The sequence below is a fragment of the Blautia sp. 1001283B150304_161114_C9 genome, from assembly GCF_015668165.1.
Taxonomy (GTDB): Bacteria; Bacillota; Clostridia; order Lachnospirales; family Lachnospiraceae; genus Blautia_A; species Blautia_A wexlerae.
In genome coordinates this window covers 35,580-59,245 of record NZ_JADPGO010000001.1, presented here as the reverse complement: position 1 = coordinate 59,245, position 23,666 = coordinate 35,580, and the positions used below count along the sequence as shown (strand labels likewise).

Annotated in this window: 23 protein-coding genes; 17 read left to right on the top strand and 6 right to left on the bottom strand. The window is 42.4% G+C overall.

The genetic code is table 11. The features are described 5' to 3' along the window. Positions 1–3 precede the first annotated feature (3 nt). Both I4V44_RS00255 and ftsZ read left to right on the top strand, forming a co-directional pair. Positions 4–1,143 (top strand): cell division protein FtsQ/DivIB, encoded by a 1,140-nt coding sequence (locus tag I4V44_RS00255; protein WP_243280153.1) that lies wholly within the window; start codon positions 4–6, stop codon positions 1,141–1,143. Positions 1,144–1,360: 217 nt separating this feature from the next. Beyond that, on the top strand, positions 1,361–2,539 hold the full coding sequence (gene ftsZ, locus I4V44_RS00250; RefSeq protein WP_008706522.1) for a cell division protein FtsZ: 1,179 nt from the start codon (positions 1,361–1,363) through the stop codon (positions 2,537–2,539). 146 nt (positions 2,540–2,685) lie between these two features. On the opposite strand, the gene I4V44_RS00245 is transcribed toward ftsZ, so the two are convergent. After that, on the bottom strand, positions 2,686–3,015 hold the full coding sequence (locus I4V44_RS00245; RefSeq protein ID WP_008706523.1) for a DUF1540 domain-containing protein: 330 nt from the start codon (positions 3,013–3,015) through the stop codon (positions 2,686–2,688). Between the two features lie 606 nt (positions 3,016–3,621). Here I4V44_RS00245 and infC point away from each other — a divergent pair. From infC to I4V44_RS00200, 9 genes are all read left to right on the top strand, one after another. Continuing rightward, positions 3,622–4,116, top strand: a complete 495-nt coding sequence (gene infC, locus I4V44_RS00240; RefSeq protein ID WP_008706524.1) for a translation initiation factor IF-3 — start codon at positions 3,622–3,624, stop codon at positions 4,114–4,116. Positions 4,117–4,151: 35 nt separating this feature from the next. After that, a complete protein-coding gene (rpmI, locus tag I4V44_RS00235) occupies positions 4,152–4,349 on the top strand; it encodes a 50S ribosomal protein L35 (RefSeq protein WP_008706525.1) in 198 nt (65 codons plus the stop codon). Positions 4,350–4,396: 47 nt separating this feature from the next. After that, the gene (rplT, locus tag I4V44_RS00230) at positions 4,397–4,753 is read left to right on the top strand and encodes a 50S ribosomal protein L20 (RefSeq protein ID WP_196002120.1); all 357 of its coding nucleotides are present in this window, start codon (positions 4,397–4,399) and stop codon (positions 4,751–4,753) included. A 435-nt stretch (positions 4,754–5,188) separates the two neighbouring features. Next, the gene (locus tag I4V44_RS00225; RefSeq protein ID WP_196002119.1) at positions 5,189–6,343 is read left to right on the top strand and encodes an ABC transporter substrate-binding protein; all 1,155 of its coding nucleotides are present in this window, start codon (positions 5,189–5,191) and stop codon (positions 6,341–6,343) included. 248 nt (positions 6,344–6,591) lie between these two features. Further along, on the top strand, positions 6,592–7,479 hold the full coding sequence (locus tag I4V44_RS00220) for a branched-chain amino acid ABC transporter permease (RefSeq protein ID WP_008706530.1): 888 nt from the start codon (positions 6,592–6,594) through the stop codon (positions 7,477–7,479). Between the two features lie 10 nt (positions 7,480–7,489). Continuing rightward, positions 7,490–8,545 (top strand): branched-chain amino acid ABC transporter permease, encoded by a 1,056-nt coding sequence (locus I4V44_RS00215; RefSeq protein WP_196002118.1) that lies wholly within the window; start codon positions 7,490–7,492, stop codon positions 8,543–8,545. A 3-nt stretch (positions 8,546–8,548) separates the two neighbouring features. After that, positions 8,549–9,307, top strand: coding sequence for an ABC transporter ATP-binding protein (locus I4V44_RS00210; protein ID WP_022380173.1), 759 nt, complete (start codon positions 8,549–8,551; stop codon positions 9,305–9,307). 12 nt (positions 9,308–9,319) lie between these two features. Then, on the top strand, positions 9,320–10,030 hold the full coding sequence (locus I4V44_RS00205) for an ABC transporter ATP-binding protein (RefSeq protein WP_020993607.1): 711 nt from the start codon (positions 9,320–9,322) through the stop codon (positions 10,028–10,030). A 14-nt stretch (positions 10,031–10,044) separates the two neighbouring features. After that, complete coding sequence (locus I4V44_RS00200) at positions 10,045–10,668, top strand: cytidylate kinase-like family protein (RefSeq protein WP_008706532.1); 624 nt, start codon at positions 10,045–10,047, stop codon at positions 10,666–10,668. Positions 10,669–10,709: 41 nt separating this feature from the next. Here the strand turns inward: I4V44_RS00200 and I4V44_RS00195 are convergent, their stop codons facing one another. The 5 genes from I4V44_RS00195 to I4V44_RS00175 all read right to left on the bottom strand — a co-directional run bounded on the left by I4V44_RS00195 (position 10,710) and on the right by I4V44_RS00175 (position 15,287). Next, positions 10,710–12,029: a replication-associated recombination protein A gene (locus I4V44_RS00195; protein WP_118758740.1), complete on the bottom strand. Its 1,320-nt coding sequence runs from the start codon at positions 12,027–12,029 to the stop codon at positions 10,710–10,712. 201 nt (positions 12,030–12,230) lie between these two features. Continuing rightward, positions 12,231–12,743, bottom strand: a complete 513-nt coding sequence (locus tag I4V44_RS00190) for a DUF4364 family protein (protein ID WP_008706534.1) — start codon at positions 12,741–12,743, stop codon at positions 12,231–12,233. 36 nt (positions 12,744–12,779) lie between these two features. Beyond that, positions 12,780–13,706, bottom strand: a complete 927-nt coding sequence (locus I4V44_RS00185) for a TIGR01212 family radical SAM protein (RefSeq protein WP_118758739.1) — start codon at positions 13,704–13,706, stop codon at positions 12,780–12,782. Next, positions 13,703–14,410 (bottom strand): YesL family protein, encoded by a 708-nt coding sequence (locus I4V44_RS00180; protein ID WP_196002117.1) that lies wholly within the window; start codon positions 14,408–14,410, stop codon positions 13,703–13,705. The genes I4V44_RS00185 and I4V44_RS00180 overlap by 4 nt, the downstream gene beginning before the upstream one ends. A gap of 124 nt (positions 14,411–14,534) precedes the next feature. Continuing rightward, the gene (locus I4V44_RS00175) at positions 14,535–15,287 is read right to left on the bottom strand and encodes a polysaccharide deacetylase family protein (protein WP_243102214.1); all 753 of its coding nucleotides are present in this window, start codon (positions 15,285–15,287) and stop codon (positions 14,535–14,537) included. Positions 15,288–15,478: 191 nt separating this feature from the next. On the opposite strand from I4V44_RS00175, the gene I4V44_RS00170 reads away from it, so the two are divergent. The 6 genes from I4V44_RS00170 (at position 15,479) to mmsA (ending at position 23,661) form a co-directional block, all read left to right on the top strand. Then, positions 15,479–16,498, top strand: coding sequence for a sugar ABC transporter substrate-binding protein (locus I4V44_RS00170; RefSeq protein ID WP_196002116.1), 1,020 nt, complete (start codon positions 15,479–15,481; stop codon positions 16,496–16,498). Further along, positions 16,495–17,976 (top strand): sensor histidine kinase, encoded by a 1,482-nt coding sequence (locus I4V44_RS00165; RefSeq protein ID WP_055059352.1) that lies wholly within the window; start codon positions 16,495–16,497, stop codon positions 17,974–17,976. The genes I4V44_RS00170 and I4V44_RS00165 overlap by 4 nt, the downstream gene beginning before the upstream one ends. Positions 17,977–18,002: 26 nt before the next feature. Then, complete coding sequence (locus I4V44_RS00160) at positions 18,003–19,598, top strand: helix-turn-helix domain-containing protein (protein WP_055052672.1); 1,596 nt, start codon at positions 18,003–18,005, stop codon at positions 19,596–19,598. Further along, positions 19,598–20,695: a sugar ABC transporter substrate-binding protein gene (locus tag I4V44_RS00155; protein WP_020993603.1), complete on the top strand. Its 1,098-nt coding sequence runs from the start codon at positions 19,598–19,600 to the stop codon at positions 20,693–20,695. The genes I4V44_RS00160 and I4V44_RS00155 overlap by 1 nt, the downstream gene beginning before the upstream one ends. A gap of 268 nt (positions 20,696–20,963) precedes the next feature. Next, positions 20,964–21,980 carry a multiple monosaccharide ABC transporter substrate-binding protein gene (gene chvE / locus I4V44_RS00150; RefSeq protein WP_420314063.1) on the top strand — a complete coding sequence of 339 codons (1,017 nt, stop codon included), beginning with the start codon at positions 20,964–20,966 and terminating at the stop codon, positions 21,978–21,980. 142 nt (positions 21,981–22,122) lie between these two features. Then, positions 22,123–23,661, top strand: a complete 1,539-nt coding sequence (gene mmsA / locus I4V44_RS00145; RefSeq protein WP_025578092.1) for a multiple monosaccharide ABC transporter ATP-binding protein — start codon at positions 22,123–22,125, stop codon at positions 23,659–23,661. The last annotated feature ends 5 nt before the right edge of the window (positions 23,662–23,666 follow it).

The window sequence follows — 23,666 nt, the reverse complement described above, 5'->3', positions numbered from 1 at the left end:
CCTATGAGTAAAAGGACGAAGAAGATGCTGGCAGGTATGATAGGCGCCGGAGTTATGGTCGCTGTGATAGTATTTTTTTCCTATTATAAAGTAGATACTGTTGAGGTGAGGGGAACTTCCCATTATACAGACGAAGAAGTAAAGAATATGGTGCTTCGGGGACCGATGGCTTCCAATTCGGTCCTTGCACCACTGCTCTACAGCACTACAAATACAGAGGACATTGCATATGTAGATGCATTTAAAGTTACCCAGCTGAACCGAAATACCATCTGTATCAGTGTAAAAGAGAAAAAAACAGTCGGATGCATCCGATATCTTGACAGTTACATTTATTTTGACAGAAATGGCATTTTTGTGGAGGGTTCTCAGAACAGAGATGAGACGGTTCCGTATTTTGACGGAATTCAGGTGAACAGCATTGTGATGGACGAGAAACTGGATATTAAAGGAGATACTGTACTGAATACAGCTGTAGCATTGTCTACAATCTTTCAGAAAAATGATATGATCCCCGATCATATCCAGTTTGACAGCAGCTATTCTATCAGCCTCATCTATGGGGATATAACTGTTCAGCTCGGAAAAGATGCTGATCTGGAAGAGAAGATGAACCGAGTGATAGCGATTCTGCCCAAAATCCAGGGAAAAAAAGGTATTCTTCATATGGAGAGTGTGGCTACGGAGTCCAATACCTTTGAAGAAGAACTGGAACAGGAAGAAGTTACTGCTGAGAACTGGAATGGCGGTTATGATGAAGATGGCAATTATACCGGAGACGGCGAGTATGACGAGGATGGTAATTATGTAGGTGCAAAACCGAAGACTGCTCTTGAGGAAGCAATTGAGAACTGGAATGGTGGTTATGATGAGGAAGGGGATTATACCGGAGCAGGTGAGTATGACGAATCCGGTAATTATGTGGGACCGAAGCCTACACAGGAATCTCTGGATGCGGCATCTAATGAGTCGGGAGACGGTTCAGGAGATGAAAGTTCCGCAGATGACCAGAGTTCTGATATCTCAGAAGATGGAGAAAGTGATTCATCATATGACGACGGAAACTCAGATGATTCAGATGGATATGGTGATTATACAGAAGATAACAGTGATTATCAGGGGGATGATTCTGAGGGATATTGATAGTATATGGAAACTTTGAGATCAGAGAAGGCTCCGTACACTGATACAACATATTTACCGGAATTGCCGAAAAAGAGTGAAAAAAGTATAAAAAAACAAAATTAATGGTTGATTAATTCTCAAAAAAAATATATGATATATCTATATGTAACTTTGATATAAATCACTGAAAAGGATATCAGGTATAAATAAAGGAGGAAGTACGTTGTTAGAGATTATGTCAAACGAGGCTGAATCATCTGCCAAGATCATAGTGATCGGTGTAGGTGGAGCCGGAAATAATGCAGTAAACAGAATGGTGGAAGAGGCCATCGGCGGAGTAGAGTTTGTAGGTGTTAATACTGATAAGCAGGCTTTAACTCTGTGCAAAGCTCCAACTGTACTTCAGATTGGCGAGAAGATTACCAAAGGTCTTGGTGCAGGAGCCCAGCCTGAGGTTGGACAGAAAGCAGCAGAGGAGAGCATTGAAGAAGTAAAACAGTTAATGGAAGGTGCGGATATGGTATTCGTTACCTGTGGTATGGGAGGCGGAACCGGAACCGGAGCTGCACCTGTTATCGCAGCAGCAGCGAAAGAAATGGGTATCCTTACAGTTGGCGTTGTTACAAAACCTTTCCGTTTTGAAGCAAGAACTCGTATGAATAATGCACTTGCAGGCATTGAGAATCTGAAGAAAGCAGTGGATACATTAATCGTTATCCCGAATGATAAATTACTGGAAGTTGTAGATCGCAGAACAACCATGCCGGAAGCTCTGAAGAAGGCTGATGAAGTTCTGCAGCAGGCAGTACAGGGCATTACAGACCTGATCAATCTGCCGGCTCTGATTAACCTTGACTTTGCAGACGTTCAGACTGTAATGACAGACAAGGGAATTGCCCATATCGGTATCGGTGAAGCAAGAGGAGACGACAAAGCTATGGAAGCTGTACAGCAGGCCGTATCTTCTCCACTTCTTGAGACAACCATCAAAGGTGCTACACATGTTATCATTAATATTTCCGGAGATATTTCTCTTATGGATGCCAATGATGCTGCAAGCTATGTACAGGAGCTTACAGGTGAGGAAGCAAACATCATCTTTGGTGCCATGTATGATGATACAGTTGCAGACTACTGCAGAATCACAGTGATTGCAACAGGTCTGAATGATGATAACCTTCAGCAGACCCCTTTCGGAAAAAGAAGCACAGCTTCTTCCTTTGGTGCAAGAAGACCTTCTTCCACAGCAACGACAGGTACAGCAACAGCCGGAACTGCAGCAGGAAGCGGTATGAACATGCCTAGCTTCAGCCTTCCAACTATGAATGCCACACCATTTGGAGCATCTAAGACTCCGTCAAGCACTGTTCAGAAGAAGGATATCCAGATTCCGGATTTCTTAAGAAACAGATAGGATTATCTGTTTTGCAGTGAAATAATTTACAGACAGACAAAAGAGACATATTCCATATAGATGGACATGTCTCTTTTTTTGACCAGATCAGGGAAGTTTATTATCCCTGATATACGGGTGAAAATCCTATTGCCATGGTGTTGATATTATGCGCCACAATGGCACTGGAAGGTGTCACATCTTGTATCGGAAGATGCATGTGCATTAGAGCCGTCTACCTGAATGGAGGATGCTGTACATTTGCAGTTATCATTATAGGTACAGTTATGGGCTTTGCAGTCGATCTGGATTTTGTCGCAGCCACAGTCATCTGTATAGCTGTCTTTCATGGAACTGCCAGTTCTCTCTCGGAAACTGCCGCAGCTTGTCTCATTTGCAGAAGTAGCATTTTCGCCTGTCACGTCAATATCACCCTTTGAACAGAGCTGTTCTTTGTTGTAAACACAGGTCATTGCTGAACATTTAAGAATTGTCATAGAGTTACCCTCCTGAAAAAATCTGAGATAACTATTCAATACTGCTGTAGTGCAAGAGTACTGAACAGTTACATTGAATAAGTTTCGGAGATAGGATGTGCAGTTTGAGAGAAAATATACATGAGATCGTTACTGTTCACTCCGTTCACAGTAACGTAGCCAAAATTCATTCCAGATTGCCTGCGGCAATGGAATTTTGGCTTGTATGTCTCGGGATTTTGGCATATTCATGCCAAAACACCTCGCGGAATAGTGGTGTGTGAACAGTAACATGAGATCTAAAAAAATAAAGAAAATGTAAAAAGTACTTGACATAGCAGACTGAACATGGTATCTTATACAAGTACGTAAGAAAACAAAGCAGAGTTCCACTCTCACCTCAGCGCATTTAGTTTAGCGGCTTGGGTTTATATTGCACAGAGAAGGCTGATATTTAAGTTTGGCAGGAATAAGGAGATTGTTCCCCAGATTAAGAAGAAAAGATATCAGTAGTGTGATAGCGGAGTGTGGATTTTGTCCACGCTTTTTTTATGTAAATATGAGGGCGACGAGAAGTCATTAGAATCTATCTAACAGGTATGGAGGTGCACTACAATTAGCAATTTAATGATTAACGAACAGATCAGAGACAAAGAGGTACGCTTAATCGGTTCGGACGGAGAACAGCTTGGAATCATGTCCGCGAAAGAAGCAATGTTCAAAGCTCAGGAGGCAGGGCTTGACCTGGTAAAAATTGCCCCGCAGGCGAAACCGCCGGTATGTAAGATCATCGATTATGGTAAATACCGTTATGAGCTTGCAAGAAAAGAAAAAGAAGCCAAGAAGAAGCAGAAGACCATCGATGTCAAAGAAGTGCGACTTTCTCCAAACATTGATACCAATGACCTGAATACGAAAGTCAACGCCGCCAGAAAGTTCCTCTCCAAGGGTGACAGAGTAAAGGTAACATTACGTTTCCGCGGAAGAGAAATGGCACATATGGCAAGCAGCAGACATGTGCTTGATGATTTTGCAAAGCAGCTTGCAGATGTGGCAACAGTGGAGAAGGCACCGAAGGTTGAAGGCAGAAGCATGACCATGTTTTTAACGGAAAAACGTTAAATATAATAGAGATACAGTTTAAGGAGGAATTAACAATGCCAAAAATTAAAACTTGCAGAGCAGCAGCAAAGCGTTTCAAAAAAACAGGTACAGGAAAATTAGTAAGAAATAAAGCTTATAAGAGCCATATCTTAACAAAGAAATCTCAGAAAAGAAAAAGAAATCTGAGAAAATCTACTGTTGTTGATGCTACTAATGTTAAGAGCATGAAGAAAGCATTACCATATTTATAAGAAGCATTTATTCATTGAAGATAGACAAACAGGAGGAAATTTAAGAAATGGCAAGAATTAAAGGCGGATTAAACGCAAAGAAAAAACATAATCGTACATTAAAACTGGCAAAAGGCTACAGAGGAGCCCGTTCCAAACAGTATAGAGTTGCTAAACAGTCTGTAATGAGAGCACTTGCTAGCTCCTATGCAGGAAGAAAGCAGAGAAAACGTCAGTTCAGACAGCTCTGGATCGCTCGTATCAACGCAGCAGCAAGAATGAACGGATTATCCTACAGCAAACTGATGCACGGACTGAAAGTTGCAAACATCGACATCAACAGAAAGATGCTTGCTGAACTTGCAGTAAACGATGCAGAAGGATTTACAGCACTTGCTGAGATTGCTAAAAAAGCAATTGCATAATTGTCGGTTTTAGAGAGACATAAGATTTAATAAATTAAATCAGAATTTTGAGGTACACATAGAAATTGTTACGGTTTCTGTGTGTACCTTTTTTAATGCATTTTTCGATGAATGGGATAAAATTGCGTGTGCGGTACGGTCAAGTGTCCATGAAAGACGGAAAAATCTTAAATTTCCATAAAGTTTTTCTTGCATGGTCAAATATATGGTGATATAATTTAAAACAGCAACATATTAAAGTGTCAGTGGAAGCCAAAGCCGGCTGGGAACCCAGTTGGCTTTTTGTTACTTTTCAGTTCCTCTACATAATAAATGAACTTGCGGAATTTAGCACATCGAAAATGATGTACCAGATGGAATGAATGGTAACGGGAGCTAACCTTATGAGCCGTAAGAGGGACGAAAGGACTGACAAAATATAAGGAGGATTTTATTATGAAAAACCTGAAAAAAATCATCAGTGTTACTGCGGCAGCAGCAATGGTAATGACAACAGTTGCACCTGTATCCGTATTTGCAGATGATGCTACATTTAAGATCGGTGGAATCGGACCTGTAACCGGAGCAGCAGCAATCTATGGACAGGCTGTAAAGAATGCAACAGAGCTTGCAATCAATGAAGTAAACGAAGACGGCGGAATCAACGGATATCAGGTAGAGTTCAAATTTGAAGATGATGAAAACGATGCTGAGAAAACCCTGAACGCTTACAACGCATTAAAAGACTGGGGAATGAACGTCCTGGTTGGTACAGTTACTTCCACACCTTGTGTAGCTGTAGCAAATGAAACAGCAGCAGACAATATGTTCCAGCTTACTCCATCCGGATCTGCAACAGAGTGTGTTGCTAATCCGAACGTATTCCGTGTATGCTTCTCTGACCCGAACCAGGGTACTGCAGCAGCTCAGTACATTGGAGAGCATAAACTTGCTACAAAAGTAGCTATTATCTACGATAGCTCTGATGTATATTCATCAGGTATTACACAGAACTTCACAGCAGAAGCAGCTAATCAGGGTATTGAAATCGTATCTTCCGAAGCATTCACTGCTGATAACAATAAAGACTTCTCCGTACAGCTTCAGAAAGCAAAAGACGGTGGTGCTGAATTAGTATTCCTTCCGATTTATTATACAGAAGCTTCCCTGATTCTTGCACAGGCAGACAGCATGGGATTTGAAACTAAATTCTTCGGATGCGACGGTATGGACGGTATCCTTGGTGTAGAAAACTTTGATACATCTCTTGCAGAGGGGCTGATGCTTCTTACACCATTTGCAGCAGATTCTACAGATGAGAAAACCCAGAACTTTGTAAAAGCATACAAAGATGCTTACAAAGACACACCAAACCAGTTCGCAGCAGATGCTTATGATGCAGTATACGCAGTCAAAGCAGCAGCAGAAAAAGAAGATGTAAAAGCAGACATGGATGTTGCAGATATCTGTGCAGCACTTGAAAAAGGCATGACCGAGATCACACTTGAAGGTGTTACAGGTGACGAAATCACATGGACAGAAGACGGTGAGCCGAACAAAGCTCCGAAAGCTGTAGAAATCAAAGATGGTGCTTACGCAGCAATGGAATAATGAAATTGAAATAACTGAAAAGATTTCATAAGAAATAAAATGCGATTGTTCCTGGAGTGGACAATGGTTGCATGCCAACGGGGCTGTCTGAATTATGCAGACAGCCCTGTTGCCTAATACGTTATTACATTAATGCGTTAATGACAGATTTACTTTTGGCAAAATAAACAAGACAGATTTCGCTAAAGGCAAATCTGCCAGTTTTACACACAATAAAATTATTTAAATATAAGAAAGGAAAGACTTCTATGAGTAGTTTTATATCATATCTTATCAGTGGTATCAGCCTCGGAAGTGTATATGCGATCATCGCCCTTGGTTATACCATGGTATACGGAATCGCTAAAATGCTGAACTTCGCTCATGGAGATGTTATCATGGTCGGCTCTTATGTAGTTTATGTCGCAGTCAGCGGCATGGGATTAAATCCGATTTTAGCCATCCTGCTGTCCATTATCATCTGTACACTCATGGGCGTTGTGATCGAAGGCGTTGCGTATCGACCACTGCGTAATGCAGCTTCACCTCTGGCTGTTCTGATCACAGCAATTGGTGTCAGCTACCTGCTTCAGAACGTGGCCCTTCTGATCTGGGGAGCAGATACCAAATCATTCAGTAACGTGATCAGTCTTCCATCCCTGAAACTTGCAGGTGGTTCTATCGTGATCACTGGTGTAACCATCGTAACCATTATCGGTGGTATCCTGATCATGGCAGGTCTGATGCTCTTTATCAGCAAGACAAAAACAGGACAGGCAATGCTTGCCGTATCTGAGGATAAAGGCGCTGCCCAGTTAATGGGTATTAACGTAAACAAAACAATCTCCATTACTTTTGCAATCGGTTCCGGACTTGCAGCAATCGCAGGTGTGCTTCTCTGCTCTGCATACCCGTCTTTGACACCATATACAGGTGCTATGCCTGGTATCAAAGCATTCGTTGCAGCTGTATTTGGCGGTATCGGATCTATCCCGGGAGCCTTTATCGGAGGTGTTGTTCTGGGTATCCTGGAGATTTTTGGTAAAGCTTATATCTCTTCACAGATGGCTGATGCCATTGTATTCGGTGTTCTGATCGTAGTTCTGGTTGTGAAACCTACCGGTATTCTTGGTAAGAACATTCAGGAGAAAGTGTGAGGTGGCAGACATGGAAAAGAAGAAATTAAACAAAACAACAAAAAGCAATCTCATTACATACGGAATGGTTCTTGCAGCATATCTGATCGTACAGGGAATGATCGCAGGGAATCTGCTTTCCAACCTGATGCAGGGTCTTCTGGTGCCTCTTTGTGTATATATTATCCTGGCTCTTTCCCTGAACTTGACGGTTGGTATTCTGGGTGAGTTAAGTCTTGGACATGCCGGATTTATGTGTATCGGTGCTTTCACCAGTGCAGCATTTACAAAGGCAACTATGGATACATTTACAAATGCAGGACTTCGTTTCTTCGTTGCTCTGATCATCGGAGCTGTATGTGCAGGTATCTTTGGATTCCTGATCGGTATTCCTGTACTTCGTCTGAAAGGTGACTACCTTGCTATCGTAACACTGGCATTTGGTGAGATCATTAAGAATATCATCAATGTGCTTTATGTAGGAATTGACAGCAACGGAATCCATTTTTCCATGAAAGACCAGATGTCTCTTGGAATGGAGCCTGGTGGAAAAATGATCATCAGTGGTGCCATGGGTATTACAGGTACACCGAGACAGTCAACCTTTACTATAGGTGTGATTCTGATCCTGGTTACTTTATTCATAGTTCTGAACCTGATCAATTCCAGAGACGGACGTGCGATCATGGCAATCCGTGATAACCGTATTGCAGCGGAATCAATTGGTATTGATATCACAAAGTATAAACTGAAAGCATTTGCAATCTCAGCAGCATTAGCCGGTATCGGCGGTGTGCTTTATGCTCATAATCTTGCAACTTTAACAGCACTTCCGAAGAACTTCGGTTATAACATGTCTATCATGTTCCTGGTATTCGTAGTTCTCGGTGGAATTGGAAATATGCGTGGTTCTATTATTGCAGCAGTGATTCTGAACCTTCTTCCTGAGCTTCTGCGTGGACTCAGTGATTACCGTATGCTGTTCTATGCAATCGTGCTGATCGTAATGATGCTGATTAACTGGGCACCTAAGGCAATCGAGATGAGAGAGCGTCTTTTCAGTAAATTTAAGAAAAAGGAGGCATAAGCTATGGCATTGCTGGAAGTAAATCATTTAAATATTTCATTCGGCGGTCTTCATGCAGTGGATGATTTCCATGTCTCCATCGAGAAAGGACAGCTTTATGGTCTGATCGGTCCGAATGGTGCCGGTAAGACTACAATCTTTAACCTTCTTACAGGTGTGTATAAGCCGGACGAGGGAATCATCAATCTGGACGGACAGGATATCACCGGAAAGAGTACCATTGATATCAACAAGGCAGGAATCGCCAGAACATTCCAGAATATCCGTCTGTTCCATCAGATGAGTGTGCTGGACAATGTAAAGGCAGGACTTCACAATCATGATAAATACAGCCTTTTTACAGGTATTGTACATACTCCGAAATACTTTAAGGTTGAGAAAACCATGAATGAGGAAGCAATGAAGCTTCTTAAAGTGTTTGATCTGGACAAAGAGGCAGATATCCTTGCATCCAACCTTCCTTATGGTAAACAGAGAAAGCTGGAGATTGCCAGAGCACTGGCAACAAAGCCAAAGCTTCTTCTTCTGGATGAGCCGGCTGCAGGTATGAACCCCAATGAAACTGAGGAACTGATGGATACCATCCGTTTTGTTCGTGATAACTTTGATATGACCATTCTTCTGATCGAGCATGATATGAAGCTGGTTTCAGGTATCTGTGAGGAGCTGACTGTACTGAACTTCGGTCATGTTCTGAGACAGGGCAAGACTTCAGATGTGCTCCATGATCCGGAAGTTATCAAGGCATATCTTGGAGAATAGGAGGAGAGACAGATGGCATTACTGGAAGTACAGGACATACAGGTTTATTATGGAATGATTCAGGCATTGAAGGGTGTTTCTTTCTCTGTAAATGAAGGCGAAGTTATTGCTCTGATCGGTGCAAACGGTGCAGGTAAAACAACTACCCTGCATACAGTGACAGGACTTCTCCGGGCAAAATCAGGACATATTATTTATGACGGACAGGATATCACAAAGGTTCCGCCTCACAAGATCGTAACAATGGGTATGGCACATGTTCCGGAAGGAAGACGTGTGTTTGCAAATATGACTGTTCTTCAGAATCTGAAGATGGGTGCTTTTACAAGATCTGATAAAAATGAGATTGATGCGACCATTGAGAAAGTATATAAACGTTTTCCGCGTCTGAAGGAACGTCAGAATCAGACTGCAGGTACCTTAAGTGGTGGTGAGCAGCAGATGCTCGCCATGGGACGTGCGCTGATGAGCCAGCCGAAGATCATTCTGATGGACGAGCCGTCCATGGGCCTTTCACCGATCTTTGTAAATGAGATCTTTGATATCATTAAAGAGGTAAGTGAGAGTGGAACAACGGTTCTTCTGGTTGAGCAGAATGCGAAGAAGGCTCTTTCTATTGCTGACAGAGCTTATGTCCTTGAAACCGGAAGGATTACACTGGAAGGTAAGGCAAGTGATCTTCTTCATGATGAATCTGTTCAGAAGGCTTATCTTGGAGAGTAAACAGGAGGGATTTTATGGAGAATTTTGTAATTACCATTGCGAGACAGTATGGAAGCGGCGGACGTACCGTCGGTAAGATGCTGGCAGAGAAACTGGGAGTTTCTTTCTATGACAAGCAGATCATTCAGATGGCTTCTGATGAGAGCGGGATTGATGTGAAGCTTTTTGGACAGGTGGAAGAAGGCTCCAGTGTGAAGGCATCTCTGTTTAATAAGACAGGGTTATATAAAGGAGATCTGATCGCACCGGATCAGAAGGGGTTTGTTTCTGATGAGAATATTTTTAATTATCAGGCGAAGATTGCAACGGATCTGGCAGAGAAGGAATCCTGTGTGATCGTTGGGCGTTGTGTGAATTATGTGTTTAAGGACAGACCGAATACTTTGAGAGTGTTTGTTCATGCACCCTGGGAGTTTCGTGTGGAGAAGTCCAGAGAGAAGATCAGCGGCAGTGATGAGGAGATTGAGAAGTTTCTTCGTAGGGATGATAAGAGAAAGCAGGATTATTATCGTAAATTTGCCGGTGGGGACTGGAGTGATGCGACGAATTATGATCTGTGTCTGAATGCAGGAAAGCTTGGATTTGAGAAGTGTGTGGATGCGATTTTGGCGCAGATGAACGTTATGGGAATTAAATGATGAAAAGGGCAGTCTCTCTTTGGAGGCTGCCCTTTTTTGGATTAAGACTGGGATTTGATTTTGTTCTGGTATTCTTTTAGTTTTTTTTCGTAGCCCATTTCTGAGAGTTCGTAGAAGTGTTCTCCCTGGATTTCGGTGGGGAGGTATTGTTGGTGTACGTAGTGGTTTGGGTAGTCGTGGGCGTATTTGTAGCCGATGCCGTGGCCCAGTTTTTCGTGGCCGCCGTAGTGGGCGTCCTGGAGGTGTGGCGGGACTGTGGTTTTTGTGCGTTTGACGGAGTCCATGGCAGCGAAGATGGCGTTGACTGCAGAGTTGCTTTTGGGGGCGCAGGCCATGTAGGTGACTGCCTGAGAGAGGATGATCTGGGACTCGGGCATTCCTACGCGTTCTACTGCCTGGGCTGCGGCGACTGCTACGCAGAGGGCCTGTGGATCGGCGTTTCCGATGTCTTCGGAGGCGAGGATCATGATTCTTCGGGCTATGAATTTGACGTCTTCTCCGGCGTAGAGCATTTTTGCAAGGTAGTAGACTGCTGCGTCAGGGTCTGAGCCACGCATGCTTTTGATGAAGGCGGAGATGATGTCGTAGTGGTTGTCTCCGTTTTTGTCGTAGCGGATGACGCGTTTCTGGATGCACTGAGATGCCACATCCAGGGTGATGTGGATGAGACCGTCTTCGCTACGGGGGGTAGTGAGGATGCCCAGTTCGATGGCATTGAGGGCATTTCTGGCGTCGCCGCCTGCCATGTCTGCAAGGAAGTCGAGGGCGTCTTCATCTATCCGGGCTTTATAGTTTCCCATTCCTTTTGTTTTGTCGTTGACTGCGCGAAGGATGAGTTCTTTGACTTCGGAGATCTCCAGGGATTTCAGTTCGAAGATGATGGAACGGGAGATTAAAGCAGCGTTGACTTCGAAGTATGGATTCTCTGTTGTGGCACCGATGAGGATGATGGTTCCGTCTTCTACGAATGGGAGGAGATAGTCCTGCTGGCCTTTGTTGAAGCGGTGGATCTCGTCTATGAAGAGGATTGTTTTTTTGCCGTACATACCCAGGTTTTGCTGGGCTTCTTTTACAACTGCTTCCATATCTTTTTTGCCTGCTACAGTGGCGTTGATCTGGGTGAATTCTGCACTGGTAGTGTTGGCGATTACTTTTGCCAGGGTGGTCTTGCCGGTTCCGGGAGGACCGTAGAAGATGACGGAGGTCAGCTTGTCAGCTTTGATAGCCCTGTATAATAAGGTATTTTTTCCGATGATGTGTTGCTGCCCTACAACTTCATCCAGGGTTGTGGGGCGCAGTCTGGATGCCAGAGGGGATTCCCGGTCCAGAGTTTTTGATTTGGCGTATTCAAATAAATCCATAGTTTTTTCTCCATAGAATATGATGATAAAACAGTCACATTTCATTTCGTGTTTATAGTAACATAAAGTATTTCTGACAAATTATAGCAAGTCTCTTAATCAATATACATTATTTACGAGGAGTGCTATAGAACGTATATTTGTTTTAGTATAACGTATCCCTGTTTTTTTGTAAAGATTAGGAAATAAAAAGGAAGAGCATTATAAGAGCTCTTCCATTATTTTACCGTATATTTCCTGGTAATGTGTGGACCATTTTTTACAGATCGACTGTGCTGCCTCAAGGTTAGGAGCTGCGATGTTCAGGTCGATGAGGGAGTTGCCCTTTTCGATGAGCTGACATCTTACAGAATAGGTTCCCTGTTTGGTGATGTAATAATCGGCAGGAGTGACGATTCGCTCCTGGGCTTTGAAGCCGGTGGATTTCAGGTATTCCCTGACTTCCTGTTTGATCTCAGGAGAGAGATCTTTCTGGAAAAAGGAGAGAGTCTTTATGCCATCTTCGGTAATCCGGTAATGGGAGACATTGGAACGGGTGTCCATGGTGATCAGTTCTGCTTCTACCAGTTCTGAGATTGCCTGTTGGAGATGGAAATAGTTTGTGTATTCCCGGTCCAGGATAAATTCCGAAATCTGCGAATTTGTCAGGGTATTTTCGGTATTCTGAAGCATGTATAACACGATTAATTTGTAAACTGTGAATGGTGTTGCCATTTTATCCCTCCTTTGCATAGAGTAGCAGAGAATCTTTTAGTGTGAAAACAGTCTTCCCTGGTAGCTTTGTTCTTCTTTCATCCTGTGATGCAGCATATTTAATACCTCACGTTTACGGCTTGCCCACAGTGGTGCGATCAGCAGATCTTTGGGGCCGTCGCCTGTGATGCGGTGTATAATCATATCCGGTCTGAGATGTTCCAGACAGTTTATAAGGAGAGAGATGTATTCATCCCGTTCGTAAGTCTGAAACAGTCCTTTCTCGTAATCTGCTGCCAGATCAGTGCCGCGAAGCACATGAAGTAACTGCAGTTTGATTCCCTGAATATCCATATGGTTGAGGTATTCCATAGTTTCCAGAATATCTGCTGTGTTTTCACCGGGCAATCCGAGGATTGTATGCACGATTACTTCGATATTTTCTTTTCGCAGGCGTTTTACGGCATCATCAAAAACGCAGAGAGGATATCCCCTTCGGATATACCTGGCAGTGGACTCATGGATCGTCTGAAGTCCAAGTTCAATCCAGACAGGTTTTTGTTTATTTAACCGGGACAAAAGTGTCACGATTTCAGGACTGAGGCAGTCTGGTCTGGTGCCGATGGAAAGAGCAACTATCTTTGGATGAGAGATTGCTTCTGTAAAAATTTTCTCCAGATATTCTACAGGTGCGTAGGTATTTGTGTACGCCTGGAAATAGGCAATATATTTATGAATCGGACGTTTCTGTGAAAGGATACTGATCTGGCTTTCTATCTGGTCAGTGATGGAAAGTGCGGCATCTGCAGCGAAATCTCCGCTTCCTCCTGCGCTGCAGAAGATGCAGCCGCGGGTTCCAATCTTACCGTCCCTGTTGGGACAGGACATGCCGCCATTTAGCGTGACCTTATAAACCTTTTCTCCAAACCGCTCTCTCAGCATATAGTCCAGAGAGTGGTATGGTTTCTCTCCCCATTTGGTCATACTGTGTGATCATTTTCTGCTGATAAAGTTTCAGCAGAGTTTCCGTTCTGAAGGTCTGTATCCTGGGTATCTGCATCAGCCGGAATATAATTATCAAAGATCTTTACCAGAAAATGTCCGTTGATAAATGCCTCCAGTGCAAATCCAAACATGCACAGGAGCATGATGGCCATGGACTGTATGCGGAAACTTTTGATAAAAAACACGCCTGCAGGTAACAGAGTGATGACTGCCATCAGGACTGTATACGGAAGATGACGGATAGCCATCAGGAATGCATTGCGGAAGGTGTTTTTGATGGAGTTGTAGAATTTGGCAAGCACCGGATAAATATACAGAAATACCATCATATAAAGGATAGCAAATGCAAAGAAAACGATATACAATACCTGAGACATTGTTCCGCCGATATTGCCTACAATACGCAGATCCATGTAAAGGATAGCTGCAACTACAAGCATGATAAGATTGATGACAGTTGCCTGTTTGAAGTTCTGCTTAAAGGATTTGAAGAAGCTTCTGATAATATAAGATTCTTCGTTACGTGCCATTTTCAGTGTGACATAGTGGAGTGCAGTCAGTGACGCACCAATAGTCACGATCGGCAGACAACAGATCAGAAAGACCACATTAAGCATAATAAGATCAGCCACGCGTCCCATGACGGTGAAGAATTTGTTGTCCATGTTAAATAGTCTGTCCATTCGTTTAATTACTCCTTTTGTATATAATGATGTACAGCATACTCTGTGAATAATCCTGCTACAGAGAAATCTGTACAAGCTTTGTATAACAGTATAACGAATCAGGCAGGAAAAAGCAAATCTTTTATGTGAGCAGGAGCTGGTCTGCAGTGACAAAAACATAGCCTTTTTCAGTAAAAAGATCAGCGATTTTCAGGGCTGCATCCACAGATGTCTGATAGCCGTCATGCATCAGGATGATAGAACCGTCATGCACCTGTTTCTGGGCGATAGACAGGATAGAATCGATGTTTTTGCTTTTCCAGTCCAGGGTGTCTACATCCCAGAATACGGGAAGCATGGTGACAGAAAGTTCCATATCCTTGATCCATGCGCCGAAAGGCGGTCGTACATAAGAAGGGTAAATTCCGGAAGCTTCATAGATTCTGTTATTTGTTTTTTCAATTTCCAGTCTGGCTTTCTCCGCCGGTATCTTGTCAAGCTGTACATGATCCCAGGTGTGATTTCCGATAAGATGTCCGTCTTTTCGCATTTGCAGGAGTATGTCTTCGTTTCCTTCAATGTTCTCGCCTATCAGAAAGAAAGATGCCCGGATGTTTCTTTTTTTTAATCCATCCAGAAGTATGGGGGTATACCGGGCATTGGGACCGTCATCAAAGGTCAGTGCGATTCTGGGAGGTTCTTCGACGGGAATCCCGGCGGTGGTGTCAGTTGAAAAATCCTCAGAAGCTGTAGCTTTTGCAGATGCCTGTTTTACAAGGGAAAGCATACCGGGACCTGCCAGTGAAGTAAGGAACTGTGTGCGTTTGTCAGCAGAAGAAAAGAGCAGGAAAAAAATCATGCATAATATTTCAAAAAATATTAAAGTCCGCTTCATGCAAAGATACTCCTCATAAAAATATCTCTCTGATTCAGGAACACAGAGTATGAATATCTGTGTCAGAACGAAAGAAACAGCAGGTGGCAGATGTAATCATTACAGTATATGAAAAAAAGAAAGCAATTCATACCGATTTATTGTATAATAGATTCTGCAAAATATAGAAGAAAGAATTTACGGAGATTGAGATGAAAAAGAAACGGACAAAACTGCTGGTTTTCTTTGCACTGGCAGGAATTTTAGTGCTTTTTTATATGATAGGAGAGTCTTATTGTGAGGGACTGTCCGGGGGGAGTAGTCTGGAAGAGAAGAATGAGGTGATGTGTAAATATAAATACGATATGATCGTAGACAGTCCGAATTCTTCTTTCTGGCAAGCGGTTTATGATTGTGCACAGGAATGGGCGCAGAAGAATGGTGCAATTCTTGAACTGAGAGGCAGTGGAAGAGAGAGCGATTACAGTAAGCTTGATTATATGAATATGAGTATTGCTTCAAATTCAGATGGGATTATCCTGCAGTACAGTGGGGAGCAGGGACTGGAAGAGAAGATAAATGAGGCTGTTCAGAAAGGAATTCCGGTTGTTACTGTAATGGGAGATGCAGTTCACAGCAAGCGTCAGAGTTTCGTGGGTGTCAGTGATTATCAGCTTGGAAGTGTCTATGGCGAAAAGGTAGCGGAATATGTGACTGAGGATACGGAAAGTATTCTTATTCTGTTGAAGAAAAATATTGATGATATGAACCAGAGCCAGATATATACACAGATCAGCAATGCAGCCCAGGCAAAGGCAGGCTCTTTGCAAAATATCCAGATAACAGGAAAAAATCTTCGCTTAACCGGAACCTTTGAGACAGAAGAAGCGGTAACAGATATTTTTCAGCAGAGAGATAAAATACCCGATATTCTTGTGTGTATGGATGAAGAGACTACAGAATGTGCACGTCAGGCAGTGCTGGATTTTAATCTTGCAGGAAAGGTTACAATCATAGGATATTACAGTTCCGAAGATATTCTTACAGCAGTGGAAAAGGGAGTAATCTCTGTTACCTGTGATGTGGATACAGAGCAGCTTGGCAGATACAGTATAGAAGCTCTGACAGCATATCAGAAGGATGGAAGGACCAATTCCTATTATAATGTAGATATTAATTTCCTGGACAAAAATGCAGTACGGGAAATGAGAAGGAAGGGGGTGTCCGGATGAAGCAGTTGCGCTGGAAAGATTTTTCACTGGTCAGTAAAATCGTTATAGAGGTGGGTATGATCGCTGTCCTTCTTTTTGCCATGAATATGCTTTTTTATGTGCGGATCAATAATTCCATGCAAAAGATGGATAATGTTTATGCCAGTAATGCAGAGCTTACCGAACTTTCACAGGTATTTGAGAAAGTACAGGATAATATGTATAAGTATCTTAAGGTTAAGAATTCTCAGACACTTCTTGATTATTATCAGAATGAGGCAAAATACAGAAATGAACTTGAGAAACTTAATGAAGATAATATCAATGATCCCGTAAAGCTTCTGGAACGGAATATCCGGAAAATGTCGGAAACATATCTGGACTGTACTGCGGAAACGGTAGCTGCCAAACGAGGAAGGAACGTTGAGCAGTATAAGCGTAAATATGATGATGCAACAAAGCTTTACAGATATATCCAGTCATCTATTGACGAACTGAATAACCTGATGTTTCAGGAGAACTCCAGTACTTATGCAGTACTTCGTGCAGTGATGAGATATCTGGAGATAAGCAATTCAGTTATTATGATCATAATTGTAGCCGGTGGAATGCTTCTGCTCATCCAGGCCACCAGAAATATGTTTGTTCCCCTTTCCAATATGGCAGAGACAGCACAACTGGTAGGTCAGGGAAATTTCCATGTAAAGATGCACGATACAGATGCACAGGATGAACTGGGAACAGTAACCAGAGCGTTTAATACAATGGTAGAGAATCTTGATCTGTATATGGCAAGGACGAAAGCAAGTATGGAGAAAGAGCAGCAGATGATGGAGAGGGAGCTTCTTATGGAAAATCATCTGAAAGAAGCACAGCTGAAATATCTTCAGTCACAGATCAATCCGCACTTTCTGTTTAATTCCCTGAATGCAGGAGCACAGCTTGCAATGATGGAGGATGCAGAGCAGACCGGGATTTTTGTAGAGAAAATGGCGGATTTTTTTCGCTATAATGTAAAAAAAGGACAGGAAGACGCCACATTGGGAGAAGAACTGGAGGCTGTTGATAACTATATTTATATTCTGAATGTCCGGTTCGCCGGAGATATCCATTTCAGCAAGGAGGTGGATGAATCACTGGAGAATGTGCGTATGCCAAGTATGATCTTGCAGCCGGTTGTGGAAAATGCAGTCAATCATGGAATACGTGACATTGAATGGGAAGGAAAAATACATCTCACAGTTACAGGAGATGCAGATTATATACGTATCAGCGTGAAAGATAATGGAAAGGGAATGACGCAGGAACAGATAGAGGGTGTTCTGTCAGGAAACAGAGAGCGCAGAAATGAAGAAGGTGATTCTACAGGAATCGGTATGAATAATGTGATCAGTCGTCTGGAACTTTATTATGAGGAATCAGGGCTTATGGAGATTAACAGTGAAGGTGAAGGAAAAGGCACAGAAGCAGTAATCTATATACCTGTGCATGAAAACTAAGAGAAGTATTATGGGAGTGAGAGAAGATGTATAGAATTTTGCTGGCAGATGATGAAGGTATCATGCTGGAATCATTAAAGAAAATTATTGAAACTGAATATGGAAATGAATGTGAAATCCACTGTGCAAAGTCAGGCAGAGTTGTGGTGGAGATGGCACAGGCATATCCGCCGGATATCTGTTTTATGGATATCCAGATGCCGGGAATAAGCGGAATCCAGGCAATCAGGGAAATTCAGAAATTTAACAGCTCAGCAGTTTTTGTGATCATAACTGCATATGATAAGTTTAATTATGCAAAAGAAGCAGTGAACCTGGGAGTTCAGGAGTTTCTCACAAAGCCTGTAAATAAGAAAGTAATTCTGGAAACCTGCGCGAAGATGATGACAAAGGTAGATCAGATACGGCAGAAGAGAAGCGATGATCTCCTGATCAGAGAGAAACTGGAGACAGTGGTACCTATGATTGAGAGTGGATATATCAATAATATTCTTCTGCAGGATGATTTTGTTACTTATCAGGATAATTATACACAGCTTCTTGATATCCGTCAGAAATACGGTTATATGATGGTCATAGAATTTGGAGATTCTATGGAAAATGGGGTGCTCAGTAATGCAGTAGGTGCAAGTGTAAAGGCAAACAAATTTTATTCTACTTTTCGTGAAATCGCACAGGGATTCTTTGAATGCCTTGTAGGTCCTATTATGGGAAACAGGATCGTACTGCTTGTTCCTTATGAAAATGCGAAAGAAGATTACGAAGACAGAGTTGCAATTGTCACAAGAGCCAGAAATATGGTACATAAATTTGAAAACCGGATCGACAGTATGTTCCGCTGTGGAATCGGAAGAGTCAAAGAACTTGGAAGCGTGAAGGAATCTTTTAAGGAAGCGGTGGTCGCACTGAGAGAGAGCATCAGTCATGTAGTGCATATCGAGGATGTACCGGCGGCACAGAAATATGACGGGGAATATCCAAGAGACCTGGAAATCAGATATCAGAAGAGGATCCTTGAGAAGGATGCTGCGGGAGCGATGAACTGCGCAGAGGGATTTTTTGAATGGATGCACAGTCAGCAGGCCGTCACAAGAGAAGACATTGAGATTAAAATCCTGGAGATGGTGATGAATGCGGAACGCAGGGCATTCTTTGCAGGAACTTTGAAATATAATGTTAACAGCAGGAGAAGCTATATCCGGGAGCTTCAGTCCTGTACGGATATAGAAAATCTGAAGAAGTGGTTTCTGGATAAGACGAGAGAAATCTGTACGAAACTGGAGAATTCCAAGGAAAAAGAAGCTGGCAGTATTATTGACAGAGCAAAGGAATATATCAATGAAAATTTCCGCAGGGATATTTCTCTGGATGATGTTTCAAGAGAGGTAGATATCAGTCCGTATTATTTCAGTAAACTTTTTAAACAGGAAACAGGTAAGAACTTTATTGAATATCTTACAGAAATACGTCTGAAAAATGCCAGAGAACTTCTGCAGGATTCCAGACTTTCCATTAAGGAAATATGTGCACAGTCAGGATACAGTGATCCCAATTACTTCAGCAGGATTTTCAAGAAGTATGAAGGAGTTACGCCTAGTGAGTTCAGAGAGAGGTTAGGCTGATGAAATTATATAAGACAAAAAAGAATTGCGGAAAGCTGCTGCTTGGAATACTGGCATTTTGTACAGGGATGATACTGCTGACAGGATGTGGTTCCTCTTCAGAACAAAAACAGAATAAGAATGAAGAAACAGCAGAAGAGAATAAGGAAGAGGATAAGGTTCAGATCGGACTTACAGTGGATTCTTTTGTTATAGAAAGATGGATCCGCGACAGAGATGTATTTGTGGCGACTGCCAGAGAACTGGGAGCAGAGGTAAATGTGCAGGATGCAGGTGCAGATGTCAAAGAGCAGATCAGTCAGATTGAATACTTTATAAATAAGCAGGTGGATGTGATCGTTGTGATCGCAAGAGACTGTGGAGCACTTTCAGATGCCATACAGAAGGCACAGAGTGCGGGAATTCCGGTTATTTCCTATGACAGAATGGTCAATAATGCCAATACAGATTTGTACATTTCCTTTGATAACCGTAAGGTGGGTGAGATCATGGCACAGGCACTTGTCAATGCACTTCCTCAGGGAGGAGATGTCTTTATGATACAGGGATCCTCTTCAGATAATAATGTCCAGATGGTGAAACAGGGGTTTGATGATATGCTTGCAGACACAGATCTGCATGTGGTTTATGAAGCTAACTGTGATGGCTGGACAGCAGAACTGGCTGCCGGATATGTGGAGGAAGCCCTGGAAAAATATCCTCATGTTAAGGGAATTATGTGCGGAAATGATGACATTGCCAGTCAGGTCGTACAGGTACTGGCAGAGAATCAGCTTGCCGGAAATGTGGTTGTCGTAGGTCAGGATGGAGATCTTGCAGCCTGTCAGAGAATAGTAGAAGGAACACAGTATATGACTGCTTTTAAACCAATTGAAGATCTGGCAAGAAAAGCAGCGAAATATGCAGTGGAAATGGGTAGTGGAAAGGGAGTTGCAGAACTGGAAGATGTGACAGAAACAGTAAATGACGGAACTTATGAGATTCCTTCCTGCATCCTTGAACCAACTGCAGTGACAAAAGAGAATATAGATAAGGTGATTATTGAAGGAGGTTTCCACCGCAGAGATGAAGTTTATCTGAATGCGGATTACAGTTAAATAAAATATTCAGAGATTATCCGGCTGCTTTTGCAGAGGTAAGAGTAAATCAGTATATAGCATTATCTTGCAACAAAAATGTCCTGTCCTGTGCAGGGCATTTTTTGTTTTTCTTAAAATGTCTTGTTTTTTGCCAACCATGTCCAGATTGCCCTGTGCTATAGTAACGTTATCAAGAAAACGTGAGAAACGTAAAAAGAAATGGAGGATTTTTACAATGAGAAAGAAAGTCGTATCTGCAATTCTTTGTGCATCAATGGTAGCTGGAATGGTAGTTATCCCGGGAGTAGCTGTTAAAGCGGATGACAAGAAACTGATCGGTGTTACAATGCCTACAAAAGATCTTCAGAGATGGAATCAGGATGGCGAGAACATGAAGAAAGAGCTGGAAGCAGCCGGCTATGAAGTAGACCTTCAGTATGCATCCAACGATGTAAGCACACAGGTTTCACAGCTTGAGAATCAGGTTGCAAACGGATGTGATCTTCTGGTTGTGGCATCTATCGACGGAAGCAGTCTTGGTGAGCCGCTGAAACAGGCTAAAGAAGCAGGAATCCCGGTTATTTCCTATGACCGTCTGCTTATGAACTCAGATGCAGTTACTTATTATGCAACATTTGATAATTACAAGGTAGGTCAGAAACAGGGCGAATATTTAGTAGATGCACTTGATCTCGACAATCAGGACGGACCGTTTAATATTGAGCTGTTCACAGGTGATCCTGGTGACAATAACTGTAACTTCTTCTTCGGTGGAGCAATGGATGTACTTCAGAAATATATTGATGAAGGTAAGCTGGTAGTTAAATCCGGACAGACAGAATTTGAGCAGGTTGCAACTGCTAACTGGGACAGTGCAAAGGCTCAGGACAGAATGGATACAATTATCGCAGGTAACTACTCAGACGGTTCAAATCTTGATGCAGTTCTCTGCTCCAATGACTCTACAGCACTTGGCGTAGAAAATGCTCTTGCAGCTTCCTATACAGGAGAATATCCGATCATCACAGGTCAGGACTGTGATACACCAAATGTTAAGAACCTTGTAGCAGGAAAACAGGCTATGTCCGTATTCAAGGATACACGTGCTCTTGCAACAGCAGTTGTTGGAATGGTTGATTCCATCATGAAAGGTGAAGAACCGGAAGTTAATGATACAGAATCCTATGATAACGGCACAGGTGTTATCCCGACATACCTTTGCGATCCGGTTGTTGTCACTGTTGACAATTACAAAGAAATGCTGATCGATTCCGGATACTATACAGAAGATCAGATTCAGTAATAAAAATTGATCATACAGGCGGGAATACCACCCGCCTGTGTTAATCTATAGCAATCCCAGAAAATAATGTAATTCAGTATTTCCTGGGATTGCTATAGGACTGCCCGTCGCAGGCATGATTTATAAAGGGAGGGAAACAAAATTGGCTAAGATACTTCTGGAAATGAAAAATATTACCAAAACTTTCCCAGGTGTAAAAGCACTGGATAACGTTAATCTTCAGGTGGAAGAGGGCGAGATTCACGCTCTGGTCGGTGAAAATGGAGCCGGTAAATCTACCCTGATGAATGTATTAAGTGGTATTTATCCGTATGGAACATACGATGGTAATATTATTTATAACGGTGAAATCTGTAAATTCAATACAATTAAAGACAGTGAAGAAAAAGGGATTGTAATCATTCACCAGGAACTGGCGCTGATCCCATATATGACGATCGGTGAAAATATGTATCTGGGCAATGAAAGAGGAAGTTCATTATCTATTAACTGGAATGAAACTTACGGAGAAGCAGATAAATATCTGAAAATAGTAGGACTTGAAGAATCCTCCAGAACTTTGATCAAGGATATTGGTGTAGGTAAACAGCAGCTGGTAGAAATCGCCAAGGCACTGGCAAAAAATGCCAAGCTTCTGATCCTGGACGAGCCGACAGCATCTTTAAATGAGGATGATTCTCAGGCTCTGCTGGAATTGCTTCTGAAGTTCAAAAAACAGGGAATGACATCTATTATCATTTCCCATAAACTAAATGAAATTTCCTATGTTGCGGATAAGATTACAGTTATCCGTGATGGATCTACTATCGAGACTTTGGATAAGAAGAAAGATGACTTTTCCGAGCAGCGTATTATTCAGGGTATGGTAGGTCGTGAGATGACAGATCGATTCCCGAAACGTCCGGATGTAAAGATCGGGGATGTTTCCATGGAGGTTAAGAACTGGAATGTCTATCATCCGCTGTACTCAGAGCGAAAAGTAGTAGATAATGTATCATTTAAGGTGCATAAGGGAGAAGTAGTAGGTATCTCCGGACTTATGGGTGCAGGACGTACAGAGCTTGCAATGAGTATTTTTGGAAAAAGTTATGGAACTAAGATTTCCGGTCAGGTATTCATGAACGGAAAAGAAGTGAAGCTGAATACTGTACAGGAAGCAATCGATAACAAGCTTGCTTATGTTACAGAGGACAGAAAAGGAAATGGTCTGATACTTTCCAAATCCATTAAGATGAATACTTCTCTTGCAAATATGAAGGGAGTCAGTAATGGAAAGGTTATTGACGCAGATAAAGAATATGCGGTGGCAGAGGATTACAGAAAGAAGTTGAAAACAAAATGTCCGTCTGTCGAGCAGAATGTAGGCAACTTAAGTGGTGGTAACCAGCAGAAAGTCCTTCTTGCAAAATGGATGTTTACAGAACCGGATATTCTGATCCTTGATGAGCCTACCCGTGGTATTGACGTAGGTGCGAAATACGAAATTTACTGTATTATTAACGATCTGGTAGCAGCAGGAAAATCTGTTATCATGATTTCTTCTGAACTTCCGGAAGTACTTGGAATGTCAGACAGAATCTATATCATGAATGAGGGCAAGTTCGTAGGTGAGGTCGGCAAAGAAGAGGCCACATCAGAACTGATCATGTCCAAGATCGTAAAATCAGGAAAAGGAGCGTAAAAAAG

What these genes read in the sequence shown, in the direction of transcription:
- I4V44_RS00255 (WP_243280153.1), top strand. Translation starts at nt 4, where the DNA reads ATGAGTAAAAGGACGAAGAAGATGCTGGCAGGTATGATAGGCGCCGGA.
- ftsZ (WP_008706522.1), top strand. Translation starts at nt 1,361, where the DNA reads ATGTCAAACGAGGCTGAATCATCTGCCAAGATCATAGTGATCGGTGTA.
- I4V44_RS00245 (WP_008706523.1), bottom strand. Translation starts at nt 3,015, where the DNA reads ATGACAATTCTTAAATGTTCAGCAATGACCTGTGTTTACAACAAAGAA.
- infC (WP_008706524.1), top strand. Translation starts at nt 3,622, where the DNA reads ATGATTAACGAACAGATCAGAGACAAAGAGGTACGCTTAATCGGTTCG.
- rpmI (WP_008706525.1), top strand. Translation starts at nt 4,152, where the DNA reads ATGCCAAAAATTAAAACTTGCAGAGCAGCAGCAAAGCGTTTCAAAAAA.
- rplT (WP_196002120.1), top strand. Translation starts at nt 4,397, where the DNA reads ATGGCAAGAATTAAAGGCGGATTAAACGCAAAGAAAAAACATAATCGT.
- I4V44_RS00225 (WP_196002119.1), top strand. Translation starts at nt 5,189, where the DNA reads ATGAAAAACCTGAAAAAAATCATCAGTGTTACTGCGGCAGCAGCAATG.
- I4V44_RS00220 (WP_008706530.1), top strand. Translation starts at nt 6,592, where the DNA reads ATGAGTAGTTTTATATCATATCTTATCAGTGGTATCAGCCTCGGAAGT.
- I4V44_RS00215 (WP_196002118.1), top strand. Translation starts at nt 7,490, where the DNA reads ATGGAAAAGAAGAAATTAAACAAAACAACAAAAAGCAATCTCATTACA.
- I4V44_RS00210 (WP_022380173.1), top strand. Translation starts at nt 8,549, where the DNA reads ATGGCATTGCTGGAAGTAAATCATTTAAATATTTCATTCGGCGGTCTT.
- I4V44_RS00205 (WP_020993607.1), top strand. Translation starts at nt 9,320, where the DNA reads ATGGCATTACTGGAAGTACAGGACATACAGGTTTATTATGGAATGATT.
- I4V44_RS00200 (WP_008706532.1), top strand. Translation starts at nt 10,045, where the DNA reads ATGGAGAATTTTGTAATTACCATTGCGAGACAGTATGGAAGCGGCGGA.
- I4V44_RS00195 (WP_118758740.1), bottom strand. Translation starts at nt 12,029, where the DNA reads ATGGATTTATTTGAATACGCCAAATCAAAAACTCTGGACCGGGAATCC.
- I4V44_RS00190 (WP_008706534.1), bottom strand. Translation starts at nt 12,743, where the DNA reads ATGGCAACACCATTCACAGTTTACAAATTAATCGTGTTATACATGCTT.
- I4V44_RS00185 (WP_118758739.1), bottom strand. Translation starts at nt 13,706, where the DNA reads ATGACCAAATGGGGAGAGAAACCATACCACTCTCTGGACTATATGCTG.
- I4V44_RS00180 (WP_196002117.1), bottom strand. Translation starts at nt 14,410, where the DNA reads ATGGACAGACTATTTAACATGGACAACAAATTCTTCACCGTCATGGGA.
- I4V44_RS00175 (WP_243102214.1), bottom strand. Translation starts at nt 15,287, where the DNA reads ATGAAGCGGACTTTAATATTTTTTGAAATATTATGCATGATTTTTTTC.
- I4V44_RS00170 (WP_196002116.1), top strand. Translation starts at nt 15,479, where the DNA reads ATGAAAAAGAAACGGACAAAACTGCTGGTTTTCTTTGCACTGGCAGGA.
- I4V44_RS00165 (WP_055059352.1), top strand. Translation starts at nt 16,495, where the DNA reads ATGAAGCAGTTGCGCTGGAAAGATTTTTCACTGGTCAGTAAAATCGTT.
- I4V44_RS00160 (WP_055052672.1), top strand. Translation starts at nt 18,003, where the DNA reads ATGTATAGAATTTTGCTGGCAGATGATGAAGGTATCATGCTGGAATCA.
- I4V44_RS00155 (WP_020993603.1), top strand. Translation starts at nt 19,598, where the DNA reads ATGAAATTATATAAGACAAAAAAGAATTGCGGAAAGCTGCTGCTTGGA.
- chvE (WP_420314063.1), top strand. Translation starts at nt 20,964, where the DNA reads ATGGTAGTTATCCCGGGAGTAGCTGTTAAAGCGGATGACAAGAAACTG.